Origin of the sequence: Pseudomonas sp. P8_241, from assembly GCF_034008315.1 — a bacterium.
Lineage (GTDB): Bacteria > Pseudomonadota > Gammaproteobacteria > Pseudomonadales > Pseudomonadaceae > Aquipseudomonas.
Window position 1 is genome coordinate 4482809 of record NZ_CP125377.1, and the last position, 19786, is coordinate 4502594.

General features: G+C 60.2%; 16 protein-coding genes. 10 read left to right on the forward strand and 6 right to left on the reverse strand.

The genetic code is table 11. The annotated features are described in order from the left end of the window. The first annotated feature begins 72 nt into the window (after positions 1–72). Positions 73–1197, forward strand: coding sequence for a cell division protein ZapE (gene zapE / locus QMK58_RS20175; protein ID WP_053161493.1), 1125 nt, complete (start codon positions 73–75; stop codon positions 1195–1197). A gap of 80 nt (positions 1198–1277) precedes the next feature. Continuing rightward, positions 1278–2591, forward strand: a complete 1314-nt coding sequence (locus tag QMK58_RS20180) for a leucine-rich repeat-containing protein kinase family protein (RefSeq protein WP_320395314.1) — start codon at positions 1278–1280, stop codon at positions 2589–2591. 142 nt (positions 2592–2733) lie between these two features. Here QMK58_RS20180 and QMK58_RS20185 read toward each other — a convergent pair whose 3' ends face one another. Next, complete coding sequence (locus QMK58_RS20185) at positions 2734–3438, reverse strand: YebC/PmpR family DNA-binding transcriptional regulator (protein WP_053161495.1); 705 nt, start codon at positions 3436–3438, stop codon at positions 2734–2736. Between the two features lie 216 nt (positions 3439–3654). Here QMK58_RS20185 and QMK58_RS20190 point away from each other — a divergent pair, with 216 nt between their 5' ends. Next, positions 3655–5016 (forward strand): type VI secretion system Vgr family protein, encoded by a 1362-nt coding sequence (locus QMK58_RS20190; RefSeq protein ID WP_053161496.1) that lies wholly within the window; start codon positions 3655–3657, stop codon positions 5014–5016. 2 nt (positions 5017–5018) lie between these two features. On the opposite strand, the gene QMK58_RS20195 is transcribed toward QMK58_RS20190, so the two are convergent. Then, positions 5019–6410, reverse strand: a complete 1392-nt coding sequence (locus QMK58_RS20195) for an FAD-dependent oxidoreductase (protein WP_053161497.1) — start codon at positions 6408–6410, stop codon at positions 5019–5021. A 69-nt stretch (positions 6411–6479) separates the two neighbouring features. Further along, positions 6480–7805 (reverse strand): MFS transporter, encoded by a 1326-nt coding sequence (locus tag QMK58_RS20200; protein ID WP_320395315.1) that lies wholly within the window; start codon positions 7803–7805, stop codon positions 6480–6482. A gap of 268 nt (positions 7806–8073) precedes the next feature. Here QMK58_RS20200 and QMK58_RS20205 point away from each other — a divergent pair, with 268 nt between their 5' ends. Then, a complete protein-coding gene (locus QMK58_RS20205) occupies positions 8074–8946 on the forward strand; it encodes a LysR family transcriptional regulator (protein ID WP_053161499.1) in 873 nt (290 codons plus the stop codon). A gap of 121 nt (positions 8947–9067) precedes the next feature. Here the strand turns inward: QMK58_RS20205 and QMK58_RS20210 are convergent, their stop codons facing one another. Further along, the gene (locus tag QMK58_RS20210; RefSeq protein ID WP_053161500.1) at positions 9068–9931 is read right to left on the reverse strand and encodes a LysR substrate-binding domain-containing protein; all 864 of its coding nucleotides are present in this window, start codon (positions 9929–9931) and stop codon (positions 9068–9070) included. A 109-nt stretch (positions 9932–10040) separates the two neighbouring features. Between QMK58_RS20210 and QMK58_RS20215 the strand changes: the two genes are divergently transcribed. The 3 genes from QMK58_RS20215 (at position 10041) to QMK58_RS20225 (ending at position 12958) form a co-directional block, all read left to right on the forward strand. Beyond that, the gene (locus QMK58_RS20215; protein ID WP_320395316.1) at positions 10041–11150 is read left to right on the forward strand and encodes a 2-aminoethylphosphonate--pyruvate transaminase; all 1110 of its coding nucleotides are present in this window, start codon (positions 10041–10043) and stop codon (positions 11148–11150) included. Between the two features lie 151 nt (positions 11151–11301). Continuing rightward, on the forward strand, positions 11302–12129 hold the full coding sequence (phnX, locus tag QMK58_RS20220; protein WP_053161502.1) for a phosphonoacetaldehyde hydrolase: 828 nt from the start codon (positions 11302–11304) through the stop codon (positions 12127–12129). A 268-nt stretch (positions 12130–12397) separates the two neighbouring features. Then, positions 12398–12958: a cytochrome b gene (locus QMK58_RS20225; protein WP_320395317.1), complete on the forward strand. Its 561-nt coding sequence runs from the start codon at positions 12398–12400 to the stop codon at positions 12956–12958. A 123-nt stretch (positions 12959–13081) separates the two neighbouring features. Here the strand turns inward: QMK58_RS20225 and QMK58_RS20230 are convergent, their stop codons facing one another. Both QMK58_RS20230 and QMK58_RS20235 read right to left on the reverse strand, forming a co-directional pair. Next, positions 13082–14008: a 1-aminocyclopropane-1-carboxylate deaminase/D-cysteine desulfhydrase gene (locus QMK58_RS20230; protein WP_053159727.1), complete on the reverse strand. Its 927-nt coding sequence runs from the start codon at positions 14006–14008 to the stop codon at positions 13082–13084. 64 nt (positions 14009–14072) lie between these two features. Further along, positions 14073–16112, reverse strand: coding sequence for an NADPH-dependent 2,4-dienoyl-CoA reductase (locus QMK58_RS20235; protein WP_320395318.1), 2040 nt, complete (start codon positions 16110–16112; stop codon positions 14073–14075). Positions 16113–16491: 379 nt separating this feature from the next. Here QMK58_RS20235 and QMK58_RS20240 point away from each other — a divergent pair, with 379 nt between their 5' ends. The 3 genes from QMK58_RS20240 (at position 16492) to QMK58_RS20250 (ending at position 19676) form a co-directional block, all read left to right on the forward strand. Further along, complete coding sequence (locus tag QMK58_RS20240) at positions 16492–17052, forward strand: YSC84-related protein (protein WP_053159731.1); 561 nt, start codon at positions 16492–16494, stop codon at positions 17050–17052. 192 nt (positions 17053–17244) lie between these two features. Continuing rightward, on the forward strand, positions 17245–18759 hold the full coding sequence (locus QMK58_RS20245) for a DUF3300 domain-containing protein (protein ID WP_320395319.1): 1515 nt from the start codon (positions 17245–17247) through the stop codon (positions 18757–18759). A gap of 26 nt (positions 18760–18785) precedes the next feature. Next, the gene (locus QMK58_RS20250) at positions 18786–19676 is read left to right on the forward strand and encodes a DUF2950 domain-containing protein (protein WP_053159734.1); all 891 of its coding nucleotides are present in this window, start codon (positions 18786–18788) and stop codon (positions 19674–19676) included. Positions 19677–19786: the final 110 nt, after the last annotated feature.

Sequence of the window (19786 nt, forward strand, 5' to 3'; positions counted from 1 at the left end):
CGCAAAGCCGCTCTGGTTACACTACACCGCTGCAGCTCGGGGGAGCTCGCCAGTCAATGAAGGTGATATCACGTGGCCGTTCGACCACCCAAGCGTTCGCGACTCACACCACGCTGGTCCTTGTTGCGCCGTCTTTTCGGCAAGGCTTCGGCGGCAGGTTGCGCTGCCAGCGGTCAAGCCATCCACGACTTCTTTCGCCACAAGGCACATTCCCAGGGTTACACCCTCAGCCACAGCCAACAGCGCGTGATCGACTGCATGGCGCGGTACGCCACAGCGTTGCCGTGCTCCTCGACCAAACCCCTTCCCGGCCTTTACCTGCATGGCGCCGTGGGACGCGGCAAGAGCTGGTTGCTCGAGGGTTTTTTCCAGGCCGTCCCCCTCACGAAAAAACAACGCCTGCACTTTCATGATTTTTTCGCCAGGCTGCACCACGGCATGTTCACCCATCGCGAGCAGCCTGACGCACTGGCGACCACCCTTGATGAATTGCTTAGCGATTGTCGGGTGCTGTGTTTCGATGAGTTCCATGTGCACGACATCGGCGATGCCATGCTCATCACGCGGCTGTTCAAGGCCCTGTTCCAGCGCGGCATCCTGCTGCTGGTCACCTCCAATTACCCGCCCGAGGGCCTGTTGCCCAACCCGCTGTATCACGCGCGCTTCAAACCGGTGATCGATCTGATCAACGCCCGCATGCAAGTCATGGAAGTCGGTGGCCCCCACGACTACCGTAGCCAGGCCCGCACCCACGCGCAACAGCTGTTCACCCAGGGCCACTACGTCTGGCCGGCCAGCGTCGCGCAACGGTTGTCGCTGAACCTGCCTCAGCGCGACGCGCCGCCCGTGTCATTGGCCGTCGGCACCCGGCAGTTCCAGGCACGGTTCTGCGAAGGACGGCGCATCGGCTTCACCTTTGCCGACCTGTGCGACCGCCCCACGGCGGTGATGGATTACCTGGAACTGTGCCGTCACTTCGACAGCTGGATCATCGATGACCTGCCGCCACTGGTTGAATGCACGATGGCCGCGCAACAGCGTTTCATCAACCTGATTGACGTGTTGTACGACCAGGACAAGCACCTGGTTTTGCTTGGCCAGCACTCGTTGCGAGAAAGCCTGGGCGGTGATGCCATTGACCTGGCGCGCACTCGCAGTCGATTGGGACAATTGGCGCAAGTCAGGGAACCGGACTGACAGGCAACACACCATAACCGCTATCATGTCCCCCATTTCCGGGCCCAGTGCCTGCTCCTTGATCAATAGTGAACCCGTTCATGCACACCCTTGCACAATTGCGCGCCGGCCAACTGTCGGGCATTACGCGGCTGGATCTGGCCGAAGGCCTGAGCGAGTTCCCCCGGGAAATCTTCGATCTGGCGGACTCGCTCGAAGTGCTCAACCTCAGCGGCAATGCCTTGAGCGCACTGCCGCAAGACCTGCATCGGCTGACCCGTTTACGCATACTGTTCTGCTCCGATAACCGCTTCACCGATTTGCCGGCCTGCCTCGGCCAATGCGCCGAACTGACGATGATCGGCTTCAAGGCCAACCGCATTGCTCATGTCCCCGGCGCTGCGTTGCCGCCGCTGCTGCGCTGGCTGATCCTCACCGACAATTGCATCGAGACGCTGCCCGTTGAATTGGGTGAGCGCCCACATCTGCAAAAACTCATGCTCGCCGGAAACCGTTTGCAAGCGTTGCCGCCGACATTAAGCAATTGCCATCAACTGGAACTGATCCGCATCGCCGCCAATCAGCTGACCGAGTTGCCACAATGGCTGCTGACGCTACCGAGGCTGACGTGGCTGGCTTACGCCGGCAATCCGCTGGAAACCGAGGCCGATACCGCCGCCCTCGACGCCACCGCGCGCATTGACTGGTCGACGTTGCGCCTGGAGCAACAATTGGGCGAAGGCGCGTCCGGGGTCATCCACCAAGCCGTTTGGCAACCGGCCCATCAGCCGGCGGTGCCGGTTGCGGTGAAACTCTACAAAGGCGAGATGACCAGCGACGGCTCACCCTTGCACGAGATGAATGCCTGCATCACCGCTGGCCTGCACCCGAACCTGATCCGCGTCGAAGGCCGCATCGTCGGTCATCCACAAGACGCGGCCGGGCTGGTCATGCAACTGATCACACCGAATTACCGCAACCTCGCCGGACTGCCAAGCCTGGCGTCCTGCAGCCGTGATGTGTATGCCGACGACCTGCGCCTCAACGCGGCAGTAGCGCTACGTATCGCCTGCGGCATCGCTTCGGTGGCCGAACACCTGCACCGGCATGGCATCACCCACGGCGATCTCTACGGGCACAACATTTTGTGCAATGAACAGGGCGACTGTTTGCTGGGAGACTTTGGCGCAGCGTCATTCCATGCCACGGATGACAGCCTTGAGAGTCGGGCGTTGCAGCGGATCGAGGTACGGGCGTTCGGGGTGTTGCTGGGGGAATTGCTGGAGCGGATCGACTCAGGGTTGAGCGATGAGCAGCGAGAGGCTCTGGAAGACTTGCTAGAGCGTTGTTGTCAGCCGCAAGTGCTGACTCGACCTGGATTCAATGAAATTATCCAGGCGTTGAATGCCACCTGACCGCTTCGCGGTCAATCGCGAGCAGGCTCGCTCCTACAGGGATTTTTGTGGATGACACAAAACCTGTGGGAGCGAGCCTGCTCTGGCGGCGATCCGACGATGACGGTCTGCCAGACAACAGAACCGTCACTGACACAAAGACTTAACCCGCCAACCCGACAAACATGTCCTGCACATCATCGTGGTTATCGAGGCCTTCCAGGAAGGCTTCGACTTCGGCCATCTGCTCATCGCTCAGGCCGCTGACCGGGTTTTTCGGCTGGTAGCCCAGCTTGGCCGAGAGCACGGTGAAACCTTGCTCCGGCAGGGCTTTCTGTACCGCGTCCAGGTCCGTAGGTTCGGTCAGGAACAGGGTCGCACCGTCTTCACCCGGTTCGAAATCCTGGGCGCCGGCTTCAATGGCGGCCATTTCAGGATCCGCGTCCGGGGTGTCCGGCGAGGCTTCGATCATGCCAACGTGGTTGAAGTCCCACGCCACCGAGCCGGAAGCACCCAGCTGACCCTTGCGGAACGCCACGCGAATTTCAGCCACGGTGCGGTTGATGTTGTCGGTCACACACTCAACGATCAACGGCACCTGATGCGGCGCGAATCCTTCATAGGTCACACGATGGTATTGCACGGTTTCGCCCAACAGGCCCGCGCCTTTCTTGATGGCGCGATCCAGTGTTTCTTTGGGCATTGAAGCTTTCTTGGCCTGTTCGACCACCAGACGCAGGTGTGCGTTGGTGGTGGTATCGGCACCGTTGCGTGCAGCGATGGTGATTTCTTTCACCAGTTTGCCGAAGATCTTGCCCTTGGCATTGGCTGCCGCTTCTTTGTGTTTAACCTTCCACTGTGCGCCCATTACTCACTCTCTTGTCGATGGCGCCGAGACATCTATTGGCCGACGCTTTGCGCAAGTTTATACGGCCTAAAGTCGGCAATCGACCAAAAAATCCGCCTTGCATCGACATCTTCACCAGCGTTTGTAGGGCGATTCTGAAAAGTCAATTTGCGGTGACAACAAAGGGCTGCGGTTTCGTACCCTCTTCGTCCGTATTCCACGACAGCAGCGAGTTCGATGCACAACGACACGCAAAGTCCATTCACCCTGACCCTGCTCGACGATGATTTGCACTTTCAGGTGGTGCAGTTCAGCGGTCATGAAGGGCTCAACCAACCTTACCGTTTCGACATCGATGTAATCGGCCTGGCACCGGCCATCAAGCTCGAACACTTTTTGCACCAGCCGGCCTACCTCGAGCTAGGCCTGGGTCAGGGCATCCATGGCGTCCTGCGTAGCGCCGGTTTCGAATATCGTTGTGCATTGCGGGTCGTCTACAAGCTGGTGCTGGTGCCAAGCCTTGAAAGACTGGGCGAGCATCGCCGGCGGTGCATTTTCCAGCACATGAATACGCCCATGATCCTGCGCCGGGTGCTGGAGCAACATGAATTGCCTGCCGACAGCTACCGCTTCGAATTGACGACCGGCCATTACCCGGTGCGACCGTTTTGCATTCAATACGAAGAAACAGACCTGGACCTGCTGCAACGGCTCTGCGAGGAAGAGGGCATCCACTATCACTTCGAGCATCAGCGCCAAGGGCATGTTCTGGTTCTGGCCGATGATTGCCTGAGCTTCCCCCAGGAACCACTTGCGGGAAGGTTCCAAAGCAACACGTACGGTGAGCACCAGGGGCCGGCAATCAGTGAGCTGTTCCAGCGCCATGATTGGCCACCCCTGCCCCCCTCCTCGACACCGCTGCGCAATCCTGCCCACGAGCAACAGTATCGCGATCAACTCAGTCGTCGACAGTTGGAGGGCCTGCGTTGCCGACAGCTGCAAATACACGGGCACAGTAATCTGATTGCATTGCGTTGTGCCCGGATCGTGCAGGTATCAGACCACCCCTTGACCCGTTTCAATGATCAATGGCTGGTCACCGAGGTACGGCATCAAGGGCAACAAACATCGAGCCTTGCCGAAGGCACGCCAGACAAGGTCACGAATTACCGCAACCGGTTTACCGTCATCCCTTGGTCAACTCCGTTCCGACCGGCACTCAAGCAACCCAGGCCAAGTATCCCGGGATATCAGCCAGGTCGAGTGAGTGGCCCGTCAGGACAACCGGCAGACAGGGATGAACAAGGTCGAATCCGGGTAGACATCTGGCCCAGCCCGGAAACGGATACAAATGACGCTGCAGGGCTTTGGCTGCCGGTGGCGATGAACTGCGCGCAGGACCCCATCAACCTGAGCCGGCTGCCACTGGCCGGCAGCGATGTGATGGTCAACTTTCTCGCCAGCGATCCGGATCGCCCAGTGGTCTGCGCGGTCATGGTCACACCCGAACCGCCTCCCCCCGCTCGCCCCCCCAGGCCTGCCGGGGATAGTCGCCTGCTACTCGACTGGCTGGTCAATCGTTCGGACTTCGAACGCTGACATCAGCCCTTGTCGGCCTTGCCTGCCGCCGCCGCGAACTTCGCCAGGCGTACATCCAGGTGACGAGGGCGGTGTCCATGGTCTTCGGCCCGTTCCTTGCGGCGGATGGCATTGCGCACCATCAAAGACCCCAGGTAGCGAATCGGCTCCGGCGGAAAAAAGCCAAGCGGTCCGTTCACCAACGGCGAACGGGTCCAGGCGTTGTCCAGGCCCATGACCATCGAAGCAATAATCTGCCCGCCCATATGACAGGGTCCGACACCGCTGCCGGAGTAACCGAAACCATAGAACACGTTGCCACTGGCGCTCATCTGCCCGAAGAACGGCAAGCCGGTCACCGAGCGATCCGACGGGCCGTTCCAGGTGGCCTCGACCTTCACGTCGGCAAACCTGGGAAAGAAATCCGCGAGACTGCTTTGCAACAGGCCGGCATAAGGAGATGGCTGGTCGAACACCGGCAGCATGCGCCCGCCATAGGCGAAGGTGTTGCCGCCCTTGCCGAGCATGATCCGGCCGTCCGGAGTGTTGTGGTAGTAGTGCACGAAAATCCGCGAATCGAGCACCGTGACGCCGCTGGTCAAGCCGATCTCGTTGAGCAGATCCGGCCGTGGTTCGGTGATCAGCATGTCGCTGGAAACGATCGCCACGCTGCGCTCGAACTGCGCAAAAGCGCGGGCCATCCAGGCATTCATGGCCAGCACCACCCGGTCGGCGCGAATCGTGCCGTTCGGCGTTTGAATCCCCGCTGGCTTGCCTTCTTCCAGGCCGGTCATCGCGGTGTTTTCGTGAATCCTCACGCCCAGTTGCAGGGCGACCCGGCGCAACCCGCGTACCAGCTTGCCCGGCTGCACACTGGCCGCTGCCGGGGAAAACCAGCCTTCCAGGTGCTTGCTGGAACCGGCCATGCGCTGCACGTCAGCCACCGGCCGCTGGGTGAACGAGTTGATGCCGTGGCGTTCCAGCGCCGCGATGACCGCGTCAGTCGAACCCACTTGTGCACGGTTTGTGGCGGTATAGAGCGTGCCATCAAGGCGGTAATCGGCATCCACCGCATACTGCTCACAGAATGCTCCAATGGCATGGATGCTGCGCTCGGATTCCTTGACCAGCCGCACCGCCTCCTCGACGCCGAACAGTCTTTCAAGGGTGAAGTATTTCGCCGACCACGACAGCGCACAGCCGCCATTGCGACCACTGGCGCCAGCGCCGCAGATGTCCGCCTCGATCAGCACCACGTCCAGTTCGGGGTTCTGCTCCTTGAGCATGATGGCGGTCCACAACCCGGTGTATCCGCCCCCGACAATGCAGACATCGGCACGGCTATCGCCTTGCAGTGGCGGGCAGGTTTGGGATGCATCGGCCTTCAAGGCCTGGTCCAGCCAAAAGGGTCTCATGGGTCAATCTCCAGTCAGACGTCCACACGCAGACCCGCCGCCAGTGCAGCAGGCCGCGCGGGACAGGATTCAGGTTCGCAGGGGTTTGATGGCCATTGCCCGGTTGGGCACGTAGGCGTAGTGGGTGCCCTGGCCACCGGGACGGCTGTTCCAGTGGGGGATCAGCACCAGGGCGGAGAACATTGCGCAGCCGGCGAAGACGATGAAGACGGTTACGGTATCGAAATAGCCTGGCAACAATCCGCCGAGAATCGCCCCGACCGAACCGCAGCCGTTGACGAAACCCGCCGCCGTGGCGCCGGCCTTGGCGGTACCGAAGTCAATGGCCGCCGCACCGCTGATCATCGAATCCGGCCCGTAGAGGGTCAAGCCCATGACGAACAACAGCGCTACCACTAGTAGCACGCTGCCGGTATGCAGGGCCCCCATAAAGAACGCCAGGGACACGGTCAGCGCCAGCAGGCTGATGACACAGGCCGGCATGCGCCGGGCGCCGAACAGTTTGTCCGAGGCCAGTCCAATCAGGATCGGCCCGAGCAACCCGGCCAGTTCAAACGCGGTCGGTATGATCGCCGCGCCCACCTTGCCGACCGAAGGCATCTGCTCGAAGACGATCACCGGCCCCCACAGCAGAATCGCATAGCGCGCCGGTTTCAGCATGAAATACGCCAGGCCCAGGACCAGCACCGTGCGATTGCGCAGGATTTCCTTCAATGGCTCCCACATGCTGATTTTGCTTTGCGCGTCGGCTTGTTCAGCCGTCAGCTCGGGTTCCGGCTCCACTGCCGGCAAGCCAACGTCTTGCGGTTTGTTGCGTTGAAAAATGAAAAACAGCACGGCGACCAGCCCAACCACCACCGCACTGGAAATGAACGCCGCATGCCAGCTGCCGATGTACGTGTACGCCCACCAGCCGGCAAACGGCGAGGCCACCAGACCACCAAAGGCGTAGCAGGAGCTCCACAGCCCCAACACCCGCCCGCGCTGCTCCGAGGGGAAGAAACTGCCAAGGTTCTTGCACAACCCCGACCACCCGGTGGACTGCGCCAGGCCTTGTATCAGCATGCAGGTGGCGAAGATCGGTAATGTCGCGAAACTGCCCATCACCAGAGCTGCACCGGCGGAAATCAGAAAGCCGCCCAGCACCACGACCCGTGGACCGAAACGGTCGGCCAGGATGCCCCAACCGAACTGGCCCACAGCGTAAGCGGCCAGGTAAATGGCATCAAGGTTGGCCATGGTCATCTTGTCGAGCATGAACATCGGGTCTTCGCCAATGCCCAACTTGGCGACCGAGAAAGCTTTGCGGGTGAAGTAGAAAGCGGCGTAGGCGAGCCAGGTGATCGCGAAGATCTGCACGCGCCAACGCTTGATGGTGCCGATGTGCTTGTTCATTGTGGTTCTGACCTCAGGGTGTGAGTGTGCCGGCAGAATTGGAAGAAAACGCCTGTTTTTTTATTGTTGAGCACTGCGATATCGCCCTGTCCCTACGGCGGATACCGGTCAGATGAGTCCTGTTGTTGCACGCACAGGCTCATGGCACCCGCTGCTGTTCGACTGACCAGTCAGCGGGGCTGAGGTGGATAAAAACAATTACTGATTAATAAGTGAAATCGATTTATCGTATTTCAAATATAAGCTCAGCTTGTTACTGGAGTTTCCCATGTCGGTGTCCCACGCCCAGCTCAAAGCTTTCCACGCCGTGGCGGTGCATGGAAGCTTCACCAAGGCCGCCGAGCGACTGTTTCTGACCCAACCGGCGATTTCCGATCAGGTGCGCAAACTCGAAGAGCGCTATGGCGTGTTGTTGTTTCACCGCAACAAACGCTCGGTGCGCCTGACGGATCTGGGCGAGCGCCTGCTGAGCGTCACGCAAAAACTGTTCGTCATCGAAGCCGAGGCCCAGGAGTTACTGCAGGACTCCCAGGCCTTGCAGACGGGCAGCCTGATTCTCGCGGTCGACGCGCCGGTGCATGTGCTGCCGCAGATTGCCCGGTTCTGCGAGCGTTACCCCGGCATCAGTGTGAAAATCGAAACCGGTAACACCGATGAGTCGTTGTTTCGACTTTTCAACTACCAGGCTGATCTGGCGTTGCTGGGTCGAGATGTCAGCGATGAACGCTTGCTTTCATTGCCGCTGCGCAATGACCCGATGGTGGCGTTTGTGTCGCGCAACCATCCGTGGGCCGATCGGGAATCCATCTGCCTGGCCGACCTTGATGACACGCCACTGGTGTTGCGGGAGATCGGGTCGGTGACCCGGCAGACGCTGGAAGAGGAAATGGCCGGCGCCGGCTTTCGCATCCGTCCGGCCATTCAGGTCGAGGGACGGGAGGCAGCACGTGAGGCCGTGGTGGTGGGGATTGGCGTTGGCGTTGTTTCGGCTGCCGAGTTTGGTGCGGATTCGCGGGTTTGTGCCTTGCCGATTGTTGATTGCAAACGCAGGCTGACGGAAACCCTGGTGTGCTTGCGCGAGCAGAGCTCACGGCGGGTGGTGGCGACTTTTCTGGAGATGGTGCGCGAGAGTCTGGTGTAGGCAGGTCCGGCTCCATCGCTAGCAGGCTAGCTCCCACAGTGGGCCTGTGTTGCCTGCATAATCTGTGGTCGGCACAAATTCCCTGTGGGAGCTAGCCTGCTAGCGATTCAGGCGCCTCGGTCTACCCGCCCGGCGCCAACCCGAAAAACGCCTGAATCAAGCGCAAATCCCGGCGCCGCTCCATGCACCCCATCATGTGCCGGTTCACCAACCCCTCGCCAATGATCGGCACCGCCGCCACTCGCGGGTCATGGCTGACCTCCACCGACGAGACCACGCCCACCCCCAGTTCAGCAGCCACGGCCTCGGTCACCGCCTCGCGGCTGTCCAGTTCCAGCAACACCCGTGGATTGACCTTGGCCTGGGCGCACGCCTCATCGAAGGTGCGCCGGGTAATCGAGCTCGGTTCGCGCAGCACCATGATCACCTGATCCAGATCCTTGAGCTGCACGCCTTTGGTCTTCTGCGCCCAAGGATGCGTGTGCGGCACCAGCGCGCAAATCCGCGATTCACTCAACGCCTGCAGGTGCAGCCCCTTGCGCGGCTCGACTTCGGTCAGCACTGCCACGTCGGCATGTTCGGACAGCAGCGCCGCCAGGGTTTCCTGGGCGTTGCCCAGGCGCAGGTTGACGGTGACCCCCGGATAACGCGCCCGCAGGCTCGCGAGCATCGGCATGACCATGTGCGGACCGTCCGCCGCCACCTCCAGGCGCCCGGTCAACAGTTGCCGATTGGCCTCCAACATGACCTGTGCTTCTTCGGCCAGACCAAACATCGCCCGGGTGATCGCCGCAAGCTTGGTGCCCTCCTCGGTCAATTCCACGCGCCTGGCGGTACGGCGCAACAGAGTGATCTGGTAGTGCTCCTCCAGCGCCTTGATGTGGCCTGTGACCGCCGGCTGGCTGATAAACAACCGCTCGGCCGCCCGGGTAAAGCTGCCCTCCCGGGCCACCGCGTCGAAGGCACGGAGCTGGAACAGATTCATGAATAAGCCTCACTGATGGCTGGCATAACAACAAACAATTTGATTGATAAGTCGGCAAATTGCAATTTAAGCCCCGTAGCTTCATCCCATCGAATGCGAGGACACGAGAATGAGTATTGCCGCCCCCATCCTGCTCACCCCCGGCCCGTTGACCACGTCGGCCCGCACCCGTCAGGCAATGATGGTTGACTGGGGTTCATGGGATGACCGCTTCAATCAACTGACCGCCAGCCTGTGCGAGCAACTGCTGGCGATCATCAACGGCGCCGCCACCCACCACTGCGTGCCTTTGCAAGGCAGCGGCACTTTCGCGGTCGAAGCGGCAATCGGCACGCTGGTGCCTCGCGACGGCAAGGTGTTGGTGCTGATCAACGGCGCCTACGGCAAACGCCTGGCAAAAATCTGCGAAGTGCTCGGCCGCACCTTCAGCACCTTTGAAACCGCTGAAGACGAACCGACCACCGCCGCCGACGTCGACCGTCTGCTGCGCGCCGATGCCGACATCACTCACGTGGCGCTGATTCACTGCGAAACCAGCACCGGCATCCTCAATCCGCTGCCGGAGATCGCTCAGGTCATTGCGCAACACGGAAAACGCCTGATCATCGACGCCATGAGTTCCTTCGGCGCCCTGCCGGTGGACGCGCAGCAGGTGCCGTTCGATGCGCTGATCGCTGCGTCAGGCAAATGCCTGGAAGGCGTACCGGGCATGGGCTTCGTCTTCGCCCGCAAAGAATCCCTGGCCAGCGCTGCCGGCAATTCGCACTCACTGGCGATGGACCTTCACGACCAACATTCGTACATGGCCAAGACCGGCCAATGGCGCTTCACCCCGCCGACCCACGTGGTCGCCGCACTACACGAAGCCCTGCTGCAATACAACGAAGAAGGCGGCTTGCCGGCCCGGCATGAGCGCTACGCCGCCAACTGCCAGGCTCTGATGGAAGAGATGGGCAAACTGGGGCTGCGCAGCTTCCTGCCCGCCGCGATCCAGGCGCCGATCATCGCCACCTTCCACGCCCCGAAAGATCCGCGCTACGCATTCAAGGAGTTCTACGAACGGGTCAAGGCCAAGGGTTACATCCTCTACCCTGGCAAGCTGACCCAGGTCGAAACCTTCCGCGTTGGCTGCATCGGTCACGTTCAACCGGCCGAAATGCGTGAAGCCGTGGCCGCGATCGCTGAAGTGTTGCGCGAGATGGAAGTGTTAGAGATCTAACCCACACCACATTCCCCCTGTAGGAGCGAGCTTGCTCGCGATGAGGCCCGGTCAGTCGACTCACATGTTGAATGAAAGACCATCGCGAGCGAGCTCGCTCCTACAGTAAAGCTGCTCTCCAATAGCCAGTTATTACAGGATTAAGATCACCATGAACTACACCAACCCAACCAGACTGCAAGCCGCCATCCTCGACTGGGCCGGCACCGTCGTCGACTTCGGTTCCTTCGCGCCAACACAGATTTTCGTCGAAGCCTTCGCCGAGTTCGACGTTCAGGTGTCCATCGAAGAAGCGCGTGGCCCAATGGGCATGGGCAAGTGGGATCACATCCGCACCCTGTGCGATCAACCGCAGGTTGCCGAGCGTTATCGCAACGTGTTCGGCCGCACGCCGACCGACGATGACGTTACCGCCATCTACCAGCGCTTCATGCCGCTGCAGATCGAAAAAATCGCCGAACACTCGGCGCTGATTCCGGGGGCATTGGAGACCATCGCCAACCTGCGCCAGCAAGGGATCAAGATCGGCTCCTGCTCCGGCTATCCGAAACAGGTCATGGACAAAGTGGTCGAACTGGCTGCCACCAACGGCTACGTCGCCGATCACGTGGTTGCCACCGACGAAGTCCCGAACGGTCGCCCATGGCCAGCCCAGGCCCTGGCCAACGTCATCGCCCTGGGCATTGACGATGTCGCCGCTTGCGTGAAGATCGACGACACCGTACCAGGCATTCTTGAAGGGCGCCGTGCCGGGATGTGGACCGTGGCGCTGATCTGCTCGGGCAACGCGCTGGGCCTGGATTACGAAGGGTACCGCGCCCTCGACAGCGACACACTGGACAGCGAACGCAAGCGCATCCACGCGATGTTCGAAGGTTCGCGCCCCCACTACATGATCGACACCATCACCGATTTGCCGCAAGTCATTGCTGACATCAACAAGCGCCTGGCCAATGGCGAGATGCCGCAGTCGAGCTGATCACAACGAAACACCGCCCCCCGTAGGAGCGAGCCTGCTCGCGATGGTCGTCAACGATGACGCGTACCCGCTGGGTAACCGCGACGGACTTGAGACCTTCGCGAGCAGGCTCGCTCCTACGGGGGCGGTGCGTTCTTCCTGTCTATCAGCTGAATCAGAGCAGCCAGCGACCATTAGCCTCAGGCAAATCCGGTAAAAAACGCTTACAGTTAAAGCACACCGTCGAACAAGAACGGTGGCTTTAAACCGGACCTGTGAGGAACACCGTATGCCGTGGAAAAACTCCGCCTCGCGCTACAGCACCGTATCGATCGCGCTGCATTGGTTGATGCTGGTTCTGCTGGCGCTGGTTTACGCCTGTATCGAGCTTCGCGGGATCTTCCCCAAGGGCAGCGGCGGCCGCACGCTGATCGTCGAATCACATTTCATGCTCGGCCTGACCGTGTTTGTTCTGGTCTGGCTGCGATTGTTCGCGCGCAGCCTCGGCCCGGCGCCGCAAATCTTTCCCGCTTCACCGCGCTGGCAAACGCTGTTGGCCAGGTTGATGCACTGGGCGCTGTACATTTTCATGATCGCCATGCCTATTCTCGGATGGCTGATCACCAGTGCCAAAGGCAATCAGGTGATGTTCTACGGTTTCGACTTGCCGTTGCTGATGGCCGAAGACAAGGCGTTCGCCAAACAACTGGAAGGCTGGCATGTGCTCGGTGGCACCATCGGCTACTGGCTGATCGGATTGCATGCTGTCGCCGGGCTCTATCACCACTATGTGGTGGGCGATAACACGTTGTTGCGGATGATGCCAAAACGGGAAACCCGCGATACCTGAGACCACCTGTAAACACTGTAGGAGCGAGCCTGCTCGCGATGGCGCCCTATCATTCAACAGATGTATTGAATGACCTGACCTCATCGCGAGCAGGCTCGCTCCCACACTGATTGGCGATGCCCTTCAGATCGGTGAATCAAACCCGCGACGCCCCTGCAAGCCGCCAGTGTGGACGAAAATCAGCCGCATGCCCCTAGCCAACATTCCCGTTTCGACTCGCTGCTTCAACGCCATCAATGCCTTGCCGGTGTACAACGGCTCCAGTGGAATGCCGCTGGCCTGCTCGGTCTGTGCGATGAAATCGAGCAACAGGGGATCGACCTTGGCAAAGCCGCCGCGACTGGCATCAATCAGCTCATATTCACGATCGATCAAGCCCGCTTGCTGCACGATCGACTCGACCTGTTGCGCCACCCCGTGGTCGTCGGGCACCGCCAGCGCACCGTAAACCGGATGCTTGCCCGCCTCCGACAACACCAGACCCGCCAGAGTGGTACCGGTGCCGCAGGCCAGCCACCAGCCGTCGTAGGCGCTCCAGCCCAAACCTTCCAATTGCGTGCAAACCGTTCCCTTCAACTGCATGCAACCCCGGGCACCGGGCAAACCACCGCCCCCTTCAGGCACCGCATGCAACGTTGGATATCGGGTTTGCCACGGCTGCCAGAAACCCGGTTCATGCCGGGCCCGATATCCGCCATAACCCAACCAGTGCAACTGCATGCCAAATGCCTGCAAATCCCCCACCGTAGGGGTTTGCTGTGGATGGCCGCGCAACAGCCCTACGGTGGAAAAACCGAATCGTTTGCCCGCCGCCGCCAGCGCATGAAGATGATTGGAATGGGCGCCACCGAGGCTGATGATGCCCTCGGCACCTGCTCGCTGCGCGGCCCTGAGGTGTTCGATCAGCTTGAACCACTTGTTGCCACTGATTAGCGGATCGATCTGATCCAGACGCAGAATCGCGACTTCGATGCCGGCGTGAGCCAGCCAATCGAGGTGCAGGCGTTCGAGCGGAGCGTGAGGAAGAATGTTGTCTTGAGAAGAAAGCATGATGCCGGATCTTTGGAAAGATCCGGCATCTTAGCAGCACCTTGGTGGGTGATCTGAATGTGTGTTACAGCTCGGCCGCCAACCGTGAACCCTGGTTGATCGCCCGCTTCGCATCCAGCTCCGCTGCGACATCCGCACCGCCGATCAGGTGCACATTCTGCCCCGCTGCCACCAGACCATCATGCAATTCGCGCAGCGGGTCCTGTCCGGCGCAGATCACGATGTTGTCCACCGGCAACACTTGCGGCTCGCCGGTTTCACCAACACGGATGTGCAGGCCTTCGTCGTCGATCTTCAGGTACTCAACGCTGTTGAGCATCTGCACCTGCTTGTTCTTCAGACCGGTGCGGTGAATCCAGCCGGTGGTTTTACCCAGGCCATCACCCACCTTGGATTTCTTGCGTTGCAGCAGGAACACTTCACGGGCTGGCGCGTGGGGCGCCGCCTTGATGCCGGCAACGCCGCCGCGAGCTTCCAGGTGCGTATCGATGCCCCACTCCTTCCAGAACGCGGCACGATCCTGACTGGTTGCTACACCTTCATGAACCAGAAATTCCGAAACGTCGAAACCGATACCACCGGCGCCAATCACCGCGACACGTTTACCCACGGGCTTGCGCTCCAGGATCACGTCCAGGTAGCTGAGCACCTTGGCGTTTTCCACGCCTGGAATCGCTGGCAAACGCGGCGCGATACCAGTGGCCAGAATGATTTCGTCGTAACCGCCCTCGACCAGTTGCGCCACGTCGACACGGGTGTTCAGGCACAGCTCGACGTTGGTGGTCTGCAACTTGCGGTTGAAATAGCGAATGGTTTCGTAGAACTCTTCCTTGCCCGGCACACGCTTGGCGATGTTGAACTGACCACCGATTTCGCTGGCCGAGTCGAACAGCGTCACCTGGTGACCACGCTCGGCGGCCACGGTCGCGGCGGACAAACCGGCAGGGCCGGCACCGACCACGGCGATTTTCTTCAGCTGCTGCACCGGCAGATAGTTGAGTTCGGTTTCATGGCAGGCACGCGGGTTGACCAGGCAACTGGTCAGCTTGCCGCCGAAAGTGTGATCGAGGCAGGCTTGATTGCAACCGATGCAGGTGTTGATTTCATCGGCGCGACCTTCAGCGGCCTTGTTGACGAAATCCGGGTCGGCAAGGAACGGCCGCGCCATGGAGACCATGTCGGCATCACCCTCGGCGAGAATCTGTTCGGCCACTTCTGGCGTGTTGATACGGTTGGTGGTGATCAGCGGAATATTGACCGAGCCACGCAGCTTGGCCGTGACCTTGCTGAACGCCGCACGTGGAACTTTGGTGGCGATGGTCGGAATCCGCGCTTCGTGCCAACCGATACCGGTGTTGATGATGGTCGCACCGGCCTTCTCGATGGCCTTGGCCAACACGACGATTTCTTCCCAGGAGCTGCCACCTTCGACCAGGTCGAGCATCGACAGACGGAAAATGATGATGAAATTCGGACCTACCGCCTCACGTACGCGACGCACGATTTCCAGCGGCAGGCGCATGCGGTTTTCGTAGCTGCCACCCCAGCGGTCGGTGCGGTGGTTGGTGTGCGCGGCGAGGAACTGGTTAATGAAATAACCTTCGGAGCCCATGATCTCCACGCCGTCGTACTCGGCGGTTTGCGCCAGTACCGAACAGGTGACGAAATCGCTGATCTGCTTCTCGATACCTTCTTCGTCCAGCTCTTTTGGCTTGAACGGGTTGATCGGTGCCTGGATCGCGCTAGGCGCCACCTGTTTCGGGCTGTAGGCATAACGCCCGGCATGGAGGATCTGCATACAGATCTTGCCGCCCGCGTCATGCACCGCGCGGGTGACGATGCGGTGCTTGAGCGCTTCCTCTTCGGTGGTCAGCTTGGCTGCGCCGGAATACACGCCACCCTCTTCGTTCGGGCCGATACCGCCCGTCACCATCAGACCGACACCGCCACGGGCACGCTCGGCGAAGTACGCGGCCATGCGCTCGAAGCCACCCGGTTTCTCTTCGAGGCCGGTGTGCATCGAGCCCATCAGGGTGCGGTTGCGCAACGTGGTAAAACCCAGGTCCAGCGGAGCCAGCAGGTTCGGGTAATGAGCGGCGGTCATCGGTAACTCCACATCCAGCGATCACGGAAAAATGCGGGAGCTCTACGGCCCCCATCTTCATGTTCGACAGACTAAGAGTCACACCGCCGCCACTCAATGACCGAAACTCACAAATTATTGATCGGAATGCGCAGCCAAACGTTGCGTCGAAACGAGTAATTGCTCTGTATCCGATTATGACCACGAACCCGCTCATCGCCCGGTGGTCATAACAGGTGATGGCATCGCGACTGATCAACGGCCCTGAGTCTGTTCATCAAGAGCGACGCTGCACTTCACACTTTTGGGTGCGTCGGATACGTTCAGCCCCTTCGGTTCCTGTCTGAGGCAGGCGCTGATCGCTGGTTTCCATCCAAGGCTCCCGCTTCGGAGTACGCAAATGACTCAATCAATGCGGTTCTTCCTGTCGTTCTTCCTCGCAGTTACAACACTGGCATCGGCAAGTCTGCTGAACAATGCAGGAGCGGCCACGGCCGAGGACCTGAATGCCGACGCTAAACAAGCGTTGCAATTGCTCTACAAGACCAATCCCACTGCCGAAACCCTTTCGCGTCAGGCCAAAGCCATATTGGTCTTCCCGAAAATCATCAAGGCAGGTCTCGTATTTGGTGGCAGCTATGGCGAAGGCGTGCTGATGAAGGGCACGAAAGTCGATAACTATTACAACTCGGTCAGTGGCTCATGGGGGCTGCAGGCCGGTGCTCAATCGTATGGCTATGCGGTTTTTCTGATGACCGACAAAGCATTGAAATACATCACTGAAACCAAAGGTTGGGAAATCGGTGTAGGACCCACCGTTGTCGTGGTCGATGAAGGGGTTGCGAAAAACCTGTCAAGCTCGACGATCAAAGACGACGCTTACGCCTTCATCTTCGACCAGCAAGGCCTGATGGCCGGGGTCAGCATCGAGGGCACGAAGATTTCCCTGATCAAGCGCTGATCTCTATCGGGTCGATTTCTGTCAGCTGTCGTTGCCAGGAATCGACCCCTTGCGCGCCCAGCGCAAAAATTATTCATTTGCTCCCTTCAGAAAGCGACATTGAAGCTAAGCTCTATGGCTTGCAGGGTCGGATTTCGCCCGCCTGACGTTGATCCACTCTTATCAAGCCTGCCTGACCACATAGGGGGTGCAATGCGCATTCCAATCCTTTACGCGTTGTCAGCCGTACTGTTTTTGAGCGGATCCTCCGGCCTGGCTTTGTCAGCGGGCGCGACCGCACCGGCACCGGCGAATGTTTCCACTGCAGCACCCGCTGCGGCGTTGGCCAAAGACCCTGTATTCACCCAGGAACAACTGGATCAAATGCTGGCGCCCATTGCGCTTTACCCGGACCCGCTGCTGGCCCAGGTGCTGATGGCGACCACATACCCAGGGGAGATCACAGAGGCAGTAGCCTGGTCGAAGGCGCATCCGGACGCCAAGGGTGACGATGCGGTCAAGCAAGTGGCGAATCAGCCTTGGGATCCGAGCGTGCAGGCCCTGGTTGCCTTTCCACAGGTGTTGGCAACGCTGGGACAGGACCCCGTCTGGGTACAACGCCTGGGTGATGCCTTCCTGGCGCAACCCGACGACGTCATGCAGGGTGTGCAGCGTTTGCGTCATCAGGCGCAGGCGGCAGGCAACCTGCAGAGCAATCAGTATCAGAACGTGACCATCCAGAATACCCCAGCACCGGCGCCGGCGCCGGCACCGACGCAAGAAGCCGCCGCTCCAGCCCCGGCCAGCAGCTCCACCATCATCATTCAACCTGCCGACCCGCAAGTGGTGTACGTCCCCACCTATAACCCGACCACCACCTACGGCACCTGGCCCTACCCGGCCTCGCCCCCCGCCTACTATCCACCGCCACCTGCGTATTACCCCGGTCAGGCCTTGATGGCCGGGCTGGCATTCGGGACCGGCGTGGCGATTGTCGGTGCGTTGTGGGGTGAATGTGACTGGGGCAACAACGACGTCGACATCGACGTGAACCGTTACAACAACATCAATGCCAACAATCGAATTAACAACGGTAACTGGCAACACAACCCCGTTCACCGCAACGGCGTGCCTTATCGCGACAACAAGAGCCGTGAACAGTACGGCCGCCAACTCAACGGTGCCAATCAGCGTGAAGCCTATCGGGGCGACAATGCCCAACGCTCCCAGGCTCGCGAAAACGCCCGCAGCTCCATGGACCGGGCCGGTATCGAAAGACCACCCACCAGCAACGCCCAGGCCCGTGATCAAGCACGCAGGGCCCAATCCGCAACGGCTGACAGAAATCGGGCGCAATCGGGCACCTCGGACAGAAATCGGGCACAAGCGGGAGCCGACAGACCCAGAACGTCCGACAGAAGCCAGAACACCGCCAGAAACACTCGGGAGAATCAGCAACCGAGGAAGCAGAACGTGCAAAACAATCAGCGCAGAGACGGCAGCGCGCAGACGCGACAAGCGAGCCAGAAACGGCCAGCCGCCAGTGCCGGCAGCGCCCGCAACAACGCGTTCGCCGGTGCGCGTTCACCGTCCAAGAGCCAGGTGCAGGCCAACCGTGGCCGGGCCAGCCAGGCTTCCGCCCAACGTCCCCAAGCGGCGCGATCGGCCGGTCATCAGGTCAGTCGGCCGTCCAATCCACCATCGCGTTCAAGGGGGGGCCGTCGTTGAAAAATCATCCTCGAGTGAATCGACTCATGGGCTTGTTTCCTCAGGTTCTTGCGCTGACTGCCGGCGTTATGTGGTCGTGTATCACGATGGCACAGCAGTCATTTCCAACGCCGGAAAAGGCTGTTGAAGCCTTCGTTGAAGCACTGGGTCAGGAGCACGCCGATCAGGCACGCCTGACAGAGTTGCTGGGCAGCGAATGGCACAGTTTCATTCCACGCGAAGGCGTACAGCGCAAAGACGTGGATGCGTTTCTGCAGCATTACCGCGAGCAACACAAGATTGAAAAAACCGGCGATCGCAAGGCCGTACTGGAAGTCGGCGCCGACCACTGGACACTGCCTATTCCGTTGGTCGAAGACGCCAATGGCTGGCGCTTCGACATGAAGGCCGGCAATGCCGAAATCCGTGCGCGTCGAATCGGCCGCAACGAGCTTAACGCGGTGCAATCGGTGCTGGCCTATCACGATGCCCAGATGGACTACGCGTCAGTGGATCGTGACGGCGACGGCGCCCTCGAATACGCACAGAAAATCTTCAGCACCAATGGCAAGCACGACGGACTCTATTGGGCAGAGGATGGCAGCGGCCAGATCAGCCCGCTCGGGCCTTCGTTCGGCAGAGCCATAGCCGACGAAGAATGGCGCGGCTACCGCTTCCGCATCCTCAAAGGCCAGGGTCCTTCAGCACCCGGGGGTGCCTATAGCTATCTCATCGGCGACAAGATGAGCCGAGGCTTTGCGCTGATCGCCTGGCCGGCGAAATACAATGACACCGGCGTGATGAGCTTCATGATCAGTCATGAAGGTCAGGTATTCGAGAAGGATCTGGGACCCGATGGTGAAAAAATCGGGCAAGCCATGAAGCGCTTCGATCCGGATGCCAGTTGGAAGGAAGTCGACCCAGATCAGGATCAATAACCGCTACCGGAAATTAAGCCAGTTCGGGGCGCTCGAACTCATGGCGACACAGCTCGCATAACGCTTGCAGGCCAGGACGCTGGGTGACTCCGGTGGGACCGAGACCTGCA